Below are 13,316 nucleotides of genomic sequence, written 5' to 3'. Positions count from 1 at the left end.
CATGACAAAAGCTCACCAGTGACGCAAGCCCTGAACCATCGGGAATGACCCGAGGATCACTCAGGGGACAGCTCAGGGATCCATCAGGGACACGACTCAGGGGCTACGTCGGCTGCCGCCCTCAGCGCGGCAGCGTCGCCGGGCTGCCGCCGTTCGCCTCGTAGCCCGCCACCGCCAGGGCCCGGTAGACCGCGAACTCCGCGGCCGGATCGGCGGACAGGGTCCAGGGGAGGGCGCCGACGTGGCCGTCGATGTGTATGAGCTGGTTCATCGCTTCCGCCCAGCGCTCGGAGCGGACCAGGAAGAAGACCAGGAGGTGGCGGACATGGGCCAGCATCGGGTCGTCGGGGCGGGCGGAGTGGACGGCGTGCAGCGCGCCGTGGATCGCCTTCGTCACGACCTCGCTCTGGTAGAAGCCGCTGACCAGGTTCACCTCGGGGAGGTGCTCGAAGACCGCGAAGAGCGGCATCGCGGCCAGGAGGGAGCCGTGCGGCGCCCTCGCCGCCGCGGCCTCCGCGAAGGTGTACGCCAGCTCGCGCGAGCCGTGCCACTTCTCGCACCAGTAGTGCAGGGCGGCCAGATGCGCTCCCATGTGGTTCGGGGCGCGGTCGAGGATCTTCAGCCACAGCTGCTCGAACTCCGGCCGGGGATACGCCAGTCCGCGCGCCACGGAGAGTTCGATGATGTACGGGATCGGGTCGCCGGGGGCCAGCAGCGCCGCGTCGCCGCAGGCGGACCTGGCCTCCTCCATGATGATCCGGAACTCGTCCGTGCCGGGCGTCGCCGTCCGCCAGGCCTGCTGGACCAGGAACTCCGCCTGCACCGCGGCCCCGCCCGCGTCCTTGGGGGCCTCGGTCCGCCACACCCGCAGCCACTGCCCGCCCGGCGTCTCGCTGACCCCGCCGGGCCGCTGGCTCAGCTCCAGCGACGCGGCGCCGGCGAAGGCCTGCACGCGCTGCCAGCGCCGCTCGCCCTCCGACTCCGTGCCGGCCAGGAGCTGCGCGGCCGCCCGGTGGTCCTGCGTGCGCTGCACCAGATCCAGGACGTCCAGCAGGTCCTGGTCGGGGCCGGGCATGCGGATGTCCAGCTCCTCCTGCTGCGCGAACCCGTAGTTCGCGGGGTCCGCGGCGTCCGGGTGGCCCGGGTGGACCTGCTCGATCATGCCGCGCCTGCGCCGCAGGAAGGGAAGCAGCACGAAGCCGAGCATGACCAGCGCCACCAGGACCCACAGAATCTCCATGCCTCCAGGGTTCCAGACGCCGCCGACAATTGGCCAACCCGGTCCGCGGTCTGTGGAAAACGGTCGTCGGCGTCTGTGGAAAACCTCCGCCGGCCGCTGCGTCCGCCACCGGATCCGTTCGCGCACTACGCTCGGTGCCCATGAGCGACAGGCACATCAGTCAGCACTTCGAGACCCTCGCGATCCACGCGGGCAACACCGCGGATCCCCTCACCGGCGCGGTCGTCCCGCCGATCTACCAGGTCTCGACCTACAAGCAGGACGGCGTCGGCGGCCTGCGCGGCGGCTACGAGTACAGCCGCAGCGCCAACCCGACGCGGACCGCCCTGGAGGAGAACCTCGCCGCCCTGGAGGGCGGCCGCCGAGGCCTCGCGTTCGCGTCCGGACTGGCGGCCGAGGACTGCCTGTTGCGTACGCTGCTCAGCCCCGGCGACCACGTGGTCATCCCCAACGACGCGTACGGCGGTACGTTCCGTCTCTTCGCGAAGGTCGTCTCCCGGTGGGGGGTGGAGTGGTCGGTCGCCGACACCAGCGACCCCGCCGCCGTACGGGCCGCCATCACCCCGAAGACCAAGGCCGTGTGGGTGGAGACCCCCTCCAACCCGCTGCTCGGCATCACCGACATCCCCGCCGTCGCCCAGGTCGCCCGGGACGCGGGCGCGAAGCTCGTCGTCGACAACACCTTCGCCACGCCCTACCTCCAGCAGCCGCTGTCGCTCGGCGCCGACGTCGTGGTGCACTCGCTGACCAAGTACATGGGCGGTCACTCGGACGTCGTCGGCGGCGCCCTGATCGTCAGCGACCCGGAGCTGGGCGAGGAGCTGGCGTACCACCAGAACGCGATGGGCGCGGTCGCCGGGCCCTTCGACTCCTGGCTGGTGCTGCGCGGCACGAAGACGCTGTCGGTGCGCATGGACCGGCACAGCGAGAACGCCACCGCGGTCGCCGACATGCTGACCCGGCACGCGCGCGTGACGCGTGTCCTGTACCCGGGGCTGCCGGAGCACCCCGGTCACGAGGTCGCCGCCAAGCAGATGCGGTCGTTCGGCGGCATGGTCTCCTTCCAGGTCGCGGGCGGCGAGGAGGCGGCCGTCGAGGTCTGCAACCGCGCCAAGGTGTTCACGCTCGGCGAGTCCCTGGGCGGTGTCGAGTCGCTCATCGAGCACCCCGGACGCATGACCCACGCGTCCGCCGCGGGCTCGGCCCTGGAGGTGCCCGCCGATCTGGTCCGCCTCTCCGTGGGCATCGAGAACATCGACGACCTGCTGGAGGACTTGCAGCAGGCGCTCGGCTAGGCCCCGTCGTCAAATTCCCGTCGTCCGCCCGAAGGGCGGGCACCGCGGCGTCAGGTGCGTGCTCTCGGCGTGCTGGGCGCAGGCCCTCGTACTGGTTGTACGTGGGCCTGCGCCCGGTGCGGCGAGAGTGCGTGCATGGCGTCGCGGTGCAGGCGGGAATTTGACGACGGGGCCTAGGCCTTCTCCGGTCCGCCAGTGGCTCACCAGTCCGTGAGCGGTGGAGTCGTCTTCGAGGGCGGCTCCACCCACGGCTGGGCCGTCAGCGCCCACACCAGGAACGCCACGGTCACGGCTGACAGCAGCAGCCACATCAGACGGCGGGCGACCCTCCTGCGACGCAGCAGGCGGCCACCGCGCCGCACGACGTCCGCGTACAGCTCCGGCGGCACGGTCGGCGCCGCCTGCTCCATGATCCGCCGCACGGCGGCCTCCCGCTGGGGCCGGTTCACCCGGGCCTCCCGCTGTCCGGCCCCCTCATGAGGGCGCCACCTTCGCCCCCACCGCCGCCGCGGGCCCTCGCGGCGGATGCAGGAGCGTGGCCGTCGCCCGGTCGCAGAGCGTCCTGACGCGTTCCGGGGGGAGGCCGAGCAGGGCCGCCGCCTGTTCCTCGGCGACCCCCTCGTACAGCCTGAGGACCAGGATCAGGCGTTCCTGCGGGGCGAGCCGGGACAGGGCGCCGGTGGGGCGGGCCCGGCCGAGGCGGCCGCGGCGGTGCCACGTGCCGCGGGCGAAGCGGATGGCCAGGTACTGGCGGGTGCGGTCGTACGGGTCCTCGCCGCGCAGCCGGTCCCAGCACGCGTACGTGCGGGCGAGGGCCAGCGTCAGCAGGCGCCGCGCGCGCGGGTTGTCACGCGGGTCCTCCGCCGTGAGGAGCGTGGCCGCGTGCAGCAGCCGCCCGCCCGCGCCGGCGACGAACGCCTCGAACTCCCGGGCCCGGCGGGCGTCCTGGGACGCATGCCGTTGTCGCACCGCGCCTCCCGCATGAGGGCGATCCTGAGGGAACGGGTCCGGCCGCGTACGGGATGCGAAGAGTCGTACGACTGGGACCCGGTCTCATATGAGGCCAGGCGCGGCCCGTGGGTCAAGAGCCGTGCACGGCCGCTGTGCCGGGGCAGGCGGAGCCGGCGGCGTTCAGGAGGCCGACGGCGAGTCCGCCCCCGGTACGTCCTGGGCCGCCATCCGCGAGGACAGCGCGGTGTTGAAGCGGGTGAGGAGCGTGCAGAACGCCTCGCGCTCCTCCGGCGCCCAGTCGTGTGTCAGCTCGGCCATCAGCTGACGCCTCGACGAGCGCACCTCCTCGAGGCGCGACAGCCCCCGCGGGGACAGCTGGAGCACGACCGCCCGCCCGTCCTCGGGGTGCGAGGTCCGCTTGACGAGGCCGGTGTCGACGAGCGGCGCCACCTGCCGGGTGACCGTCGACGAGTCGATGCCCATGCTCGCGGCGAGTGCCTTGACGCCCATCGGGCCCTCCTTGTCGAGCCGGTTGAGCAGCAAGTACGCGGCGCGGTCCATGGAGTTGCGCACCTGCCCGACCCCCCCGAGCCGGGTCTGTTCGGCACGACGCGCGAACAGTGCCACCTCGTGCTGCAACGTCTCGAGGAGACCGGTGTCACCGAAGGTCGTCATGTCCATCGACATTTCAGGTGTTGTGGGCATGGCCGGAGGCTCACTTCGTGAAGGAGTGCTGGGTTGGGGACAGGGTACGCGGCCGGAAGGCAGGCCGTACCGGCGCTGCGCAAACCGGTCTCGGAGGTTGGTCACAGCGGCGGTCCACGCGTGTGAACTGCGAGACTTGAGTCATGAACTACCGCGAGGCTCACTCCTTGCCGCCGGTCACGCTCGACGACGTGCGCGGAGCCCAGAAGATGCTCTCGGGCGTGGCGCGGGTGACCGCCATGGAGGGCAGCCGGCACCTGACCCGGCTGGTGGGTGCGCCGGTCCACTTCAAGTGCGAGAACCTCCAGCGGACGGGATCGTTCAAGCTGCGCGGCGCGTACGTCCGTATCGCCGGGCTGCTGCCCGAGGAACGGGCCGCCGGTGTCGTCGCCGCGAGCGCCGGCAACCACGCGCAGGGCGTGGCGCTGGCCTCCTCGCTGCTCGGCGTGCGTTCCACGGTGTTCATGCCGCAGGGCGCCCCGCTGCCGAAGATCAGCGCCACACGGCACTACGGCGCCGAGGTGCGCCTGCACGGCCATGTGGTCGACGAGACGCTGGCCGCCGCGCAGGAGTACGCGGAGGCGACCGGCGCGGTGTTCATCCACCCCTTCGACCACCCCGACATCATCGCAGGTCAGGGCACGGTCGGCCTGGAGATCCTGGAGCAGTGCCCGGAGGTGCGCACGATCGTCGTGGGCATCGGCGGGGGAGGCCTCGCGGCTGGTGTCGCCGTCGCGGTGAAGGCCCTGCGGCCGGACGTGCGCATCGTGGGCGTGCAGGCGGCGGGCGCGGCAGCGTACCCCCCCTCGCTGGCGGCCGGACGCCCGGTGTCGATCGAGAACCCGGCGACGATGGCCGACGGCATCAAGGTCGGACGGCCCGGTGACGTGCCGTTCGGGATCATCGACGAGCTGGTGGACGAGGTGCGCACGGTGACGGAGGACGAGCTGTCCACCGGGCTGCTGCTGTGCCTGGAGCAGGCCAAGCTGGTCGTCGAGCCGGCCGGGGCGAGCCCGGTCGCCGCGGTGCTCAGCGACCCAGGTTCCTTCGAGGGGCCGGTCGTGGCGCTGCTGTCCGGCGGCAACGTCGACCCGCTGCTGATGCAGCGCGTCCTGACCCACGGCTTGGCCGCGCAGGGCCGCTACCTGGCCGTACGCCTCCGGCTGACGGACCGCCCCGGCGCCCTCGCGACTCTTCTCGGCGTGTTGTCAGTGGTGGACGCTAACGTCCTCGATGTGAGTCACGTACGGACCGATCCACGGCTCGGGCTCACGGAGGCGGAGGTCGAGCTGCACCTGGAGACGAAGGGCCCGGCACACTGCGCCGAAGTCGGCCAGGCCTTGCGCGACGCCGGCTACACAGTGATCGGCTGAAAGCCACTTCGTCACTCGATCGGGTAAGTCCATTGAGAGACGCGATACATCGCGTTATGGTGAGTGTCGTGTCGCCCTCATCACGCATCACGCACGAAGCGGAACATGACGCACAAACCTAAGCTTTCCGAACATTCCTCAACTACGTGGAGACTCATATGCCAGGCGCCATCTATGCCGAAGGCCTGGTCAAGACCTTCGGCGAGGTAAGGGCTCTGGACGGCGTCGACCTCGATGTCCCCGAGGGCACGGTCCTGGGCCTGCTCGGGCCGAACGGCGCGGGCAAGACGACCACCGTCCGCTGCCTGACGACCCTGCTGCGGCCCGACAGCGGCAAGGCCGTCGTCGCCGGCCTCGACGTGCTCAAGCAGCCCAACGAGGTGCGGCGCTCGATCGGCCTGTCCGGCCAGTTCGCCGCGGTCGACGAATACCTCACCGGCCGCGAGAACATCCAGATGGTCGGCCAGCTCTACCAGATGAAGGCCAAGGCCGCGAAGGCCCGGGCGGAGGAACTGCTCGAACAGTTCCACCTCACGGACGCCGCCGACCGCACCGCGAAGACCTACTCCGGGGGCATGCGCCGCCGACTCGACCTGGCCGCCGCGCTCGTCGTGTCCCCGCCCGTGATGTTCATGGACGAGCCGACGACCGGCCTCGACCCGCGCAACCGCCAAGAGCTGTGGGAGGTCATCAAGCAGCTGGTCTCCGGCGGTACGACGCTGCTGCTGACCACCCAGTACCTCGAAGAGGCCGACCACCTCGCCCACGACATCGCCGTGGTCGACCACGGCCGTGTCATCGCCCGCGGCACCTCCGACCAGCTCAAGGCCCGCACCGGCGGCGAGCGCGTCGAGGTCGTGGTGCACGAGCGCGAGCACATCGCGACCGCTTCCGAGGTGTTGCGCGGGTTCGGCAAGGGCGACACCAGCGTCGAGGACCACATGCGCAAGATCACCGTGCCCGTCTCCGGCGGCGCGAAGCTCCTCGCCGAGGTCATCCGCGAACTGGACGCCCGCGGCATCGAGATAGACGACATCGGCCTGCGCCGCCCCACCCTGGACGACGTCTTCCTCTCCCTGACGGGCCACCTGGCCGAGGCCAAGGACGAGGAGAACGGCGCGGCGGCGGACGCCAAGGACCCCCAAGCCCGCAAGCGCAAGAAGGAGGCAGCCAAGTGAGTGCCGTCACCGACGCCGTGCCGGTCGCGGCACCCCCCGGCCCCAACCCCTTCGCCCAGTCCGTCCGGGACTCCCTGGTGATCACCCGCCGGAATCTGATTCGCATGGGTCGGATTCCCGAGATGATCATTTTCGGGCTGGTCCAGCCAATCATGTTCGTGGTGCTGTTCACCTATGTGTTCGGCGGCTCGATCCAGGTCGGCTCGTCCACCTCCACCCAGGCCTACCGAGAGTTCCTGATGGCGGGCATCTTCGCCCAGACCGTCACCTTCGCCACGGCGGGCGCTGGCGCGGGCATTGCCGACGACATGCATAAGGGCCTCATCGACCGTTTCCGCTCCCTGCCCATGACACGTGGTGCGGTGCTGACCGGGCGGACCCTCGCCGACTCGGTGCAGACGGCACTGACCCTGGTAGTCCTCGCCGTGGTCGCCCTGCTGATCGGCTGGCGCACGCATGAGAACTTCGGCAAGGTGCTCGCCGGATTCGGCCTGCTCCTGCTACTCGGGTACGCGTTCTCGTGGATCGGCGCGCTGATCGGCCTGTCCGTGCGCACTCCTGAAGCGGCCACCTCGGGCGGCTTGATCTGGCTGTTTCCGCTGACGTTCATCTCGAACGCTTTCGTGGATGCGAACCAGATGCCGACCTTCCTGCGCCACATCGCAGAGTGGAACCCGTTCAGCGCCACCGTGCAGGCTTGCCGCGAGCTGTTCGGCAACCTCCCTCCGGGCTTCCAGACACCTGACGCCTGGCCAATGCAGCACCCGGTTTGGGCCTCGCTGATCTGGTCGGTACTGATCATCGCCATATTCAGGACCCTGGCGGTACGGAAGTACCGCTCCGCGACGGCATGACGACGCCCCCGGCGTCACACGGACGCCGGGGGCTCGCCAAGGCCATGCGGGGGCTGGATCAGGCGCTGTACGGCTCGGCCTTGAGGATCTTCACTGAGGCCTTCTTGCCGTTCGGCAGCTCGTACTCCGCGTTGTCGCCGACCTTGTTGCCGATCACGCCGGAGCCCAGCGGGGACTGCGGCGAGTAGGTCTCGATGTCGGAGCTCGCGTACTCACGCGAGGCGAGCAGGAAGGTCGTCGTGTCGTCCTCGTCACCGTCGAAGGCGATCGTCACGACCATGCCGGGCGCCACCGCACCGTCCGCCGATGCCGGCGCCTCGCCGACCTTGGCGTTCTCCAGGAGCTGGGTCAGCTGGCGCACACGGAGCTCCTGCTTGCCCTGCTCCTCCTTGGCCGCGTGGTACCCGCCGTTCTCGCGCAGGTCGCCCTCCTCGCGCGCGGCCGCGATCTTGGCGGCGATCTCCGTGCGCGCAGGACCAGACAGGTACTCCAGCTCGGCCTTGAGCTGGTTGTACGCCTCCTGGGTCAGCCAGGTGACGTTCTCGCTGGTCTGGGTCACAGGTGCTCCTCGTAGGTACTGGGAATACAAAGCATCGCCCTACCCAGAAGAATGTTCCTTCATGGAAGGGCGAAACCACGAGCCTAACAATTCACGGCCGGAAGGGGGAGGACATAAGCCATCAGAAACGCATCTGCGCAGGTCAGTGCCTATGTATTCGCGGTGACATCAGTCGGCGTGACAGCCCAGGAGCTCGGCCGTCGTGCCCGGTGACGTCGTGCGGAGCGTGACGACCTTGTCGATGCGCGTCGCGCTCCCGTCGAAGCGGAAGTCGGCCCGGCCCACCTCGGCGCCGGTCTCCGCCTGGGAGCGCACGGTGCAGTAGCCGCTGGCGCCGGCGTCCTTGCGGACCTCCAGGTGCACCTGCACCGCGTCCTTCGAGGGCTCGAACGTGATCACCTCGGCACTGATCTTGTTCTGGCCGACGTAGTGGTAGGCGAAGTAGCCGACGAGGGCGAGCACCAGGGTCGCGAGTACGGCGCCGGCGACCTTGAGCTTGTGGTCGGCACGCTCGTCCGAGGAGCGGCCGTAACGGCCCTCGGGCAGTCGCGTGCTCGCCGTACTCATGATCGTCCTCTCGACAAGGCCTTGAAACGCCTGCCCCGGAATTATTCACGCCCGGATTCGGTCACTATAGAAGCCGCCGATCGCACCCGGTCACACCGGGCGCCGACTACGAGGATTGAGTCTTGACTGACCAGCTGCGACTGATGGCCGTGCACGCCCACCCCGACGACGAGTCGAGCAAGGGCGCGGCCACCATGGCGAAGTACGTGTCCGAGGGGGTGGATGTGCTGGTCGTGACCTGCACGGGCGGGGAGCGCGGTTCCATCCTCAATCCGAAGCTCCAGGGCGACAAGTACATCGAGGAGCACATCCACGAGGTACGCAAGAAGGAGATGGACGAGGCCCGCGAGATCCTCGGCATCAAGCAGGAGTGGCTCGGCTTCGTCGACTCCGGCCTGCCCGAGGGCGACCCGCTGCCGCCGCTCCCGGAGGGCTGCTTCGCCCTGGAGGACCTCGACAAGGCGGCCGGCGAGCTGGTGAAGCAGATCCGCGCGTTCCGCCCGCAGGTGATCACGACCTACGACGAGAACGGCGGGTACCCGCACCCCGACCACATCATGACCCACAAGATCTCGATGGTGGCGTTCGAGGGGGCGGGGGACGCCGAGAAGTACCCGGAGCAGGAGTACGGCCCGGCGTACCAGCCGCTCAAGCTCTACTACAACCAGGGCTTCAACCGCCCGCGCACCGAGGCGCTGCACAGCGCCATGCTGGAGCGGGGCCTGGAGTCGCCGTACGGGGACTGGCTCAAGCGGTGGGACGAGATGGGCGTGAACCAGCGCACGCTCACCACGCACATCCCGTGCGCCGACTACTTCGAGATCCGCGACAAGGCCCTGATCGCGCACGCCACACAGATCGACCCCGACGGCGGCTGGTTCCGGGTGCCGATGGACCTCCAGAAGGACGTCTGGCCGACGGAGGAGTACGAGCTCGCGAAGGCCCTCGTGGATACCTCCCTCCCCGAGGACGACCTCTTTGCGGGCATCCGAGACAATGCCTGACATGAGCGCAAGCGCAAGCCTGGCAATGACACAGCTCGCCGCCCTCGCCAAGGAGGTCGACGAGGACAAGGTGACCCCCGGTGTCCTCGGCTTCATCGTCTTCGCGGCGATGGCCCTGGCGGTGTGGGCCCTGATGAAGTCGATGAGCAAGCACATGGGCAAGGTCGAGTTCGAGGAGACGCCGCAGAAGGAAGCCGACGCCTCCGGCAAGGACAAGGGCAAAGTGACGTCTTGACGGCGTGACTCCATGCCACCCGCCAGGTGTCATGGAGTCACGGTGTCGCCCGCGGTGACCGGCACCCCCATGACCTCCCGGGCATGCCTGCCCGGCACCATGCCCAGGCGCCAGGCCTGCCAGCCCGCTTCGAGGTTCACCCCTCGTTCCAGCAGCAGCTGATACGCCTCCACGTAGTCGTCCAGCTTCTCGTCGCGCGCCGGATGGCCTGCCCGCGCCAACTGCGCCAGCTCCTCCTGCGCCACCGCCGTGCCGACCTCGACGCCGCCCGCAGCCGCGTACGGCAGCAGCGTGCAGCGCAGGAAACGCGCCCAGTCCTCGCCCCGCCGGTCGCCGTACGAGGTGAACAGCTCCACCGCCTCGTCGCACAGCGCCAGTGCCTGGGGCGTGCGGGCGTTGCCCGCGTCGACCACCACCAGCTCCAGGCACGTCCACGCCTCCCCGTGCGCCACGCCGATGCGCTGGAAGTCGGCGCGGGCGTCCACCAGGAGCTGCCGGGCGAACCCGGAGTTCCGCAGCGAACCCGTCTGCGCGGCCCGCTGGTCGCGGGTGACCCGCGCCGAGTGGTGGCGGGCGCAGGCCAGGCCGTAGACGTCACGGATCCGCGAGAACATCGTCCTCGACCGCTCCAGCTCCCGCACCGCCCGGTCCAGGTCGCCGCTCTCCTCCAGGGCCTGGCCCAGGTAGTACACCGTCCACGCCTCACCGCGCGCGTCCTCGTTGTCGCGGTGGCGGGCGGCGGCCTGGCGCAGGGCGTCGACCGCCACCGACGCGTCGCCCGCGACCAGGCGGGCCCGGGCCAGCTGGGTCAGGGCCCAGGCCTCGCCGCGGGCGTCGCGGGTGCGGCCGTACAGGTCGAGGGCGGTGCGCAGCTCCTGCTCCGCGCGCGGTACGTCGCCCATGCGCAGGCCCAGCTGGCCGAGCTGGAAGTGGGCCCAGGCCTCGCCGTGCACGGATTCGCCGGCCCGGTGCAGGACCAGGGACTGGGCCAGCAACTCCATCGCGTCCGCCAGCTTCGCCCGGTCCCGTTCCACCGCCGCCAGCGCGTGCATCGTCCAGGCGCGGTCCGTGGCCAGTTCGGCGGGCGCCTGGAGGGCCAGGGCCTCCCGCAGCCTGGCCTCCGCCTCGGTGAGGTTGCCCTGGTGGTGCAGGGTGATGCCGAGGGAGCACAGGGCCCGGGCCGCGCCCGCGTCGTGATGGGCCTCCATGTAGAGGTCCACCACCGACGTCAGGGTGGTGCGCGCCTTGTCCAGCTCGCCCAGCTGCCGCGCCGCGATGCCGGTACGCCACTGCACCGAGCGGAGCAGGAGGCCCTGGTCGACCGCCTGGGCCAGCTCGCTGATCTCGCCCAGGCGGTAGAGGTCGCCGCGCAGCAGGCAGTAGTCGCACAGGGCACCGAGCAGGTTCAGTACCGCCGCCTGGTTCACGCCCTCGGCGTGCCGGAGCGTCGAGGTGATGAAGCTCGACTCGTCGTCCAGCCAGCGCAGGGCGTCGTCCAGGGAGTGAAAGCCGTGCGGGCTGAAGCGGTCCGAGCGGGTCGACATGTTGCCGTCGACCAGGCGTAGCACCGAGTCCGCCAGGTCGGCGTAGCTCACGATCAGGCGTTCCTGGGCCGCCGTACGCTCCGAGGGTTCCTCCTCGTCGAGGAGGCGGGCCTGGGCGAACGTACGCACCACGTCGTGCAGGCGGTAGCGGCTGCCGCGGACGTGGTCGATGAGGCCCGCCCGGGCCAGGGCCACCAGGTGGCGGGTCGCCTCCGTCTCGTCCGTGGCCAGCAGGGCGGCCGCCGCCGCGGCGCCGAGCGAGGCGCGGCCGGCCAGCGCGAGGCGACGCAGCAGCCGGCGCGCGGTCTCCGACTGGTCGGTGTAGCGCAGCCACAGGACCCGCTCGGCAGGATCGACCGGGCCGTACGCGCCCAGGTCCGCGGCCAGCTGACGGGGTGAGCGCGGGCCCAGGGACGAGCCCGCGATGCGCAGCGCCAGCGGCAGCCCGCCGCACAACTGGCCGATCCGGTCGGTGGATTCGGCGTCGTAGGGCCCGGTGCTGTCCTGCGCTGCCGCGCCCAGCAGCTCCTCCGCGCCGGCCGCGTCCAGGGTCTCGACGGGCAGCTCGTGCACCCAGGCCGGCAGGTCGGCGGGCAAGGCCATGGGCTCGCGCGCGGTGACCAGGACCAGGCTGTCGGAGCGCTCGGGCAGGAGCGTGCGGACCTGCTCGGGGTCCGAGGCGTCGTCCAGGACGACGGTGACCGGCAGGCCGGTCAGATGCTGGTGGTACAGCTCGCTCAGCCGCTTGACCTGCTGGTCGGCGGAGGAACGCTCACGGAAGAGCAGTTGTTCGCGGGGTGCGCCGAGCCGGTTCAGCAGGTGCATCAGCGCGTCGCGGGTGGACAGCGGCTGCTCCTGAGCGCTGCCGCCGCGCAGGTCGACCACGCACGCCCCGCGGAAGTAGTCCTTGAGGTCGTGGGCGGCGCGCACCGCGAGGGTGGAACGGCCGCTGCCGGGCGCCCCGTGCAGGACGACGACCGTCGGCCGGGTCTCGGTGCTCGCACGGGCCGCCTGCACCCACTGCCGGATCCGCGCCATCTCCTCCCGGCGGCCCGCGAACGACCCGACCGGCTCGGGGAGTTGACCGAAGGACTGCTCGAGCACGCTCCGGCCGCGCGCCGCCGCGCTCTTGTCCGCCCCCTTCAGCCGCGGCCCCGTCTTCTTCGGCCCGGTGGAGGCGCTCAGCACCCGCTGCTGGTCCAGGAACGGCCGGATGCCGCGCACCTCCAGTGCCGTCAGCCACTGCAACCGCAGCTGCTCGGGGCCGCCGGGCTGGCCGATCGCGCCCGCGCGGTGATGCGCGGCGGGCAGATGGGAGCCGGCCACCTTCACGACGGTCGCCGTGGCGGCCACGACGCCCACCGAGACGCCCGCTCCCAGCGCCGTGCCCGTGTCGGTGCCGAAGGCCAGGTCGGCCACGACCGCGGCGACCGCCGCCACGGCCGCCACCAGCAGCGGAGTCCCGCCGCCCTCCTTCGCGTACCGCTGCCCGAAGGTGAGCTGACCGGCCTTCGCCTCGTCCAGGGCGCGGGTGTAGGCCTCGTACTCCTCGGCGGCGGTCTGCGCCATGGAGTCCAGCGACCCGCGCGCCCGCGACAGCAGCACGTTCCCGTCGGTGCGCCCGCCCGAGCGCCGCACCTCTTCCTCCACGGCCCGCGCCAGCAACCGCTCGGCCTCCGCGCGATGACTGTCCCGCATTGTCATGTCCCCCTCCGGCGCCTCGGCTCTTCCTCGATCGTTCGTTGGTCAAGTGTGCTGCGGACGGCGCATTGGGGCGAGGGGGCGTGCGCGCTCCGATCGCCTTTCGGCGG

Annotated in this window: 13 protein-coding genes; 6 read left to right on the top strand and 7 right to left on the bottom strand. The window is 70.9% G+C overall.

Annotation, left to right across the window (positions count from 1 at the left end):
• Positions 1–121: 121 nt before the first annotated feature.
• Complete coding sequence (locus tag AB0I77_RS10450; RefSeq protein ID WP_363281991.1) at positions 122–1,240, bottom strand: hypothetical protein; 1,119 nt, start codon at positions 1,238–1,240, stop codon at positions 122–124.
• Between the two features lie 140 nt (positions 1,241–1,380).
• Between AB0I77_RS10450 and AB0I77_RS10445 the strand changes: the two genes are divergently transcribed.
• Positions 1,381–2,535 carry a cystathionine gamma-synthase gene (locus AB0I77_RS10445; protein ID WP_363281990.1) on the top strand — a complete coding sequence of 385 codons (1,155 nt, stop codon included), beginning with the start codon at positions 1,381–1,383 and terminating at the stop codon, positions 2,533–2,535.
• 200 nt (positions 2,536–2,735) lie between these two features.
• Here AB0I77_RS10445 and AB0I77_RS10440 read toward each other — a convergent pair whose 3' ends face one another.
• The 3 genes from AB0I77_RS10440 to AB0I77_RS10430 all read right to left on the bottom strand — a co-directional run bounded on the left by AB0I77_RS10440 (position 2,736) and on the right by AB0I77_RS10430 (position 4,173).
• A complete protein-coding gene (locus AB0I77_RS10440; protein ID WP_363281989.1) occupies positions 2,736–2,984 on the bottom strand; it encodes a hypothetical protein in 249 nt (82 codons plus the stop codon).
• Between the two features lie 25 nt (positions 2,985–3,009).
• Complete coding sequence (locus tag AB0I77_RS10435) at positions 3,010–3,504, bottom strand: sigma factor-like helix-turn-helix DNA-binding protein (protein WP_363281988.1); 495 nt, start codon at positions 3,502–3,504, stop codon at positions 3,010–3,012.
• Between the two features lie 162 nt (positions 3,505–3,666).
• Positions 3,667–4,173: a MarR family transcriptional regulator gene (locus tag AB0I77_RS10430; RefSeq protein WP_363282085.1), complete on the bottom strand. Its 507-nt coding sequence runs from the start codon at positions 4,171–4,173 to the stop codon at positions 3,667–3,669.
• A 161-nt stretch (positions 4,174–4,334) separates the two neighbouring features.
• Between AB0I77_RS10430 and ilvA the strand changes: the two genes are divergently transcribed.
• From ilvA to AB0I77_RS10415, 3 genes are all read left to right on the top strand, one after another.
• Complete coding sequence (gene ilvA, locus AB0I77_RS10425; protein WP_363281987.1) at positions 4,335–5,564, top strand: threonine ammonia-lyase; 1,230 nt, start codon at positions 4,335–4,337, stop codon at positions 5,562–5,564.
• Between the two features lie 158 nt (positions 5,565–5,722).
• Positions 5,723–6,742, top strand: coding sequence for an ATP-binding cassette domain-containing protein (locus AB0I77_RS10420; protein ID WP_363281986.1), 1,020 nt, complete (start codon positions 5,723–5,725; stop codon positions 6,740–6,742).
• Positions 6,739–7,596 (top strand): ABC transporter permease, encoded by an 858-nt coding sequence (locus tag AB0I77_RS10415; RefSeq protein ID WP_363281985.1) that lies wholly within the window; start codon positions 6,739–6,741, stop codon positions 7,594–7,596. The genes AB0I77_RS10420 and AB0I77_RS10415 overlap by 4 nt, the downstream gene beginning before the upstream one ends.
• A 58-nt stretch (positions 7,597–7,654) precedes the next feature.
• Here the strand turns inward: AB0I77_RS10415 and greA are convergent, their stop codons facing one another.
• Together greA and AB0I77_RS10405 are read right to left on the bottom strand one after the other, a co-directional pair.
• Positions 7,655–8,155: a transcription elongation factor GreA gene (greA, locus tag AB0I77_RS10410; RefSeq protein ID WP_363281983.1), complete on the bottom strand. Its 501-nt coding sequence runs from the start codon at positions 8,153–8,155 to the stop codon at positions 7,655–7,657.
• Between the two features lie 168 nt (positions 8,156–8,323).
• Positions 8,324–8,722, bottom strand: a complete 399-nt coding sequence (locus AB0I77_RS10405) for a DUF4307 domain-containing protein (RefSeq protein ID WP_363281982.1) — start codon at positions 8,720–8,722, stop codon at positions 8,324–8,326.
• 143 nt (positions 8,723–8,865) lie between these two features.
• On the opposite strand from AB0I77_RS10405, the gene mca reads away from it, so the two are divergent.
• Both mca and AB0I77_RS10395 read left to right on the top strand, forming a co-directional pair.
• Entirely contained in the window at positions 8,866–9,726 is an 861-nt protein-coding gene (gene mca / locus AB0I77_RS10400) for a mycothiol conjugate amidase Mca (RefSeq protein WP_363282084.1), read from the top strand.
• Positions 9,719–9,961: a hypothetical protein gene (locus tag AB0I77_RS10395; protein WP_363281980.1), complete on the top strand. Its 243-nt coding sequence runs from the start codon at positions 9,719–9,721 to the stop codon at positions 9,959–9,961. The genes mca and AB0I77_RS10395 overlap by 8 nt, the downstream gene beginning before the upstream one ends.
• A gap of 29 nt (positions 9,962–9,990) precedes the next feature.
• Here the strand turns inward: AB0I77_RS10395 and AB0I77_RS10390 are convergent, their stop codons facing one another.
• The gene (locus tag AB0I77_RS10390; RefSeq protein ID WP_363282083.1) at positions 9,991–13,203 is read right to left on the bottom strand and encodes a tetratricopeptide repeat protein; all 3,213 of its coding nucleotides are present in this window, start codon (positions 13,201–13,203) and stop codon (positions 9,991–9,993) included.
• Positions 13,204–13,316 lie beyond the last annotated feature (113 nt).

The organism is Streptomyces sp. NPDC050619, from assembly GCF_040654815.1.
In the GTDB taxonomy this organism is placed as follows: domain Bacteria; phylum Actinomycetota; class Actinomycetes; order Streptomycetales; family Streptomycetaceae; genus Streptomyces.
Note: the sequence above shows the minus strand (reverse complement) of the source record. Positions and strands in the feature narration are given on the sequence as shown.

What these genes read in the sequence shown, in the direction of transcription:
- AB0I77_RS10450 (WP_363281991.1), bottom strand. Translation starts at nt 1,240, where the DNA reads ATGGAGATTCTGTGGGTCCTGGTGGCGCTGGTCATGCTCGGCTTCGTG.
- AB0I77_RS10445 (WP_363281990.1), top strand. Translation starts at nt 1,381, where the DNA reads ATGAGCGACAGGCACATCAGTCAGCACTTCGAGACCCTCGCGATCCAC.
- AB0I77_RS10430 (WP_363282085.1), bottom strand. Translation starts at nt 4,173, where the DNA reads ATGTCGATGGACATGACGACCTTCGGTGACACCGGTCTCCTCGAGACG.
- ilvA (WP_363281987.1), top strand. Translation starts at nt 4,335, where the DNA reads ATGAACTACCGCGAGGCTCACTCCTTGCCGCCGGTCACGCTCGACGAC.
- AB0I77_RS10420 (WP_363281986.1), top strand. Translation starts at nt 5,723, where the DNA reads ATGCCAGGCGCCATCTATGCCGAAGGCCTGGTCAAGACCTTCGGCGAG.
- AB0I77_RS10405 (WP_363281982.1), bottom strand. Translation starts at nt 8,722, where the DNA reads ATGAGTACGGCGAGCACGCGACTGCCCGAGGGCCGTTACGGCCGCTCC.
- mca (WP_363282084.1), top strand. Translation starts at nt 8,866, where the DNA reads ATGGCCGTGCACGCCCACCCCGACGACGAGTCGAGCAAGGGCGCGGCC.
- AB0I77_RS10395 (WP_363281980.1), top strand. Translation starts at nt 9,719, where the DNA reads ATGCCTGACATGAGCGCAAGCGCAAGCCTGGCAATGACACAGCTCGCC.
- AB0I77_RS10390 (WP_363282083.1), bottom strand. Translation starts at nt 13,203, where the DNA reads ATGCGGGACAGTCATCGCGCGGAGGCCGAGCGGTTGCTGGCGCGGGCC.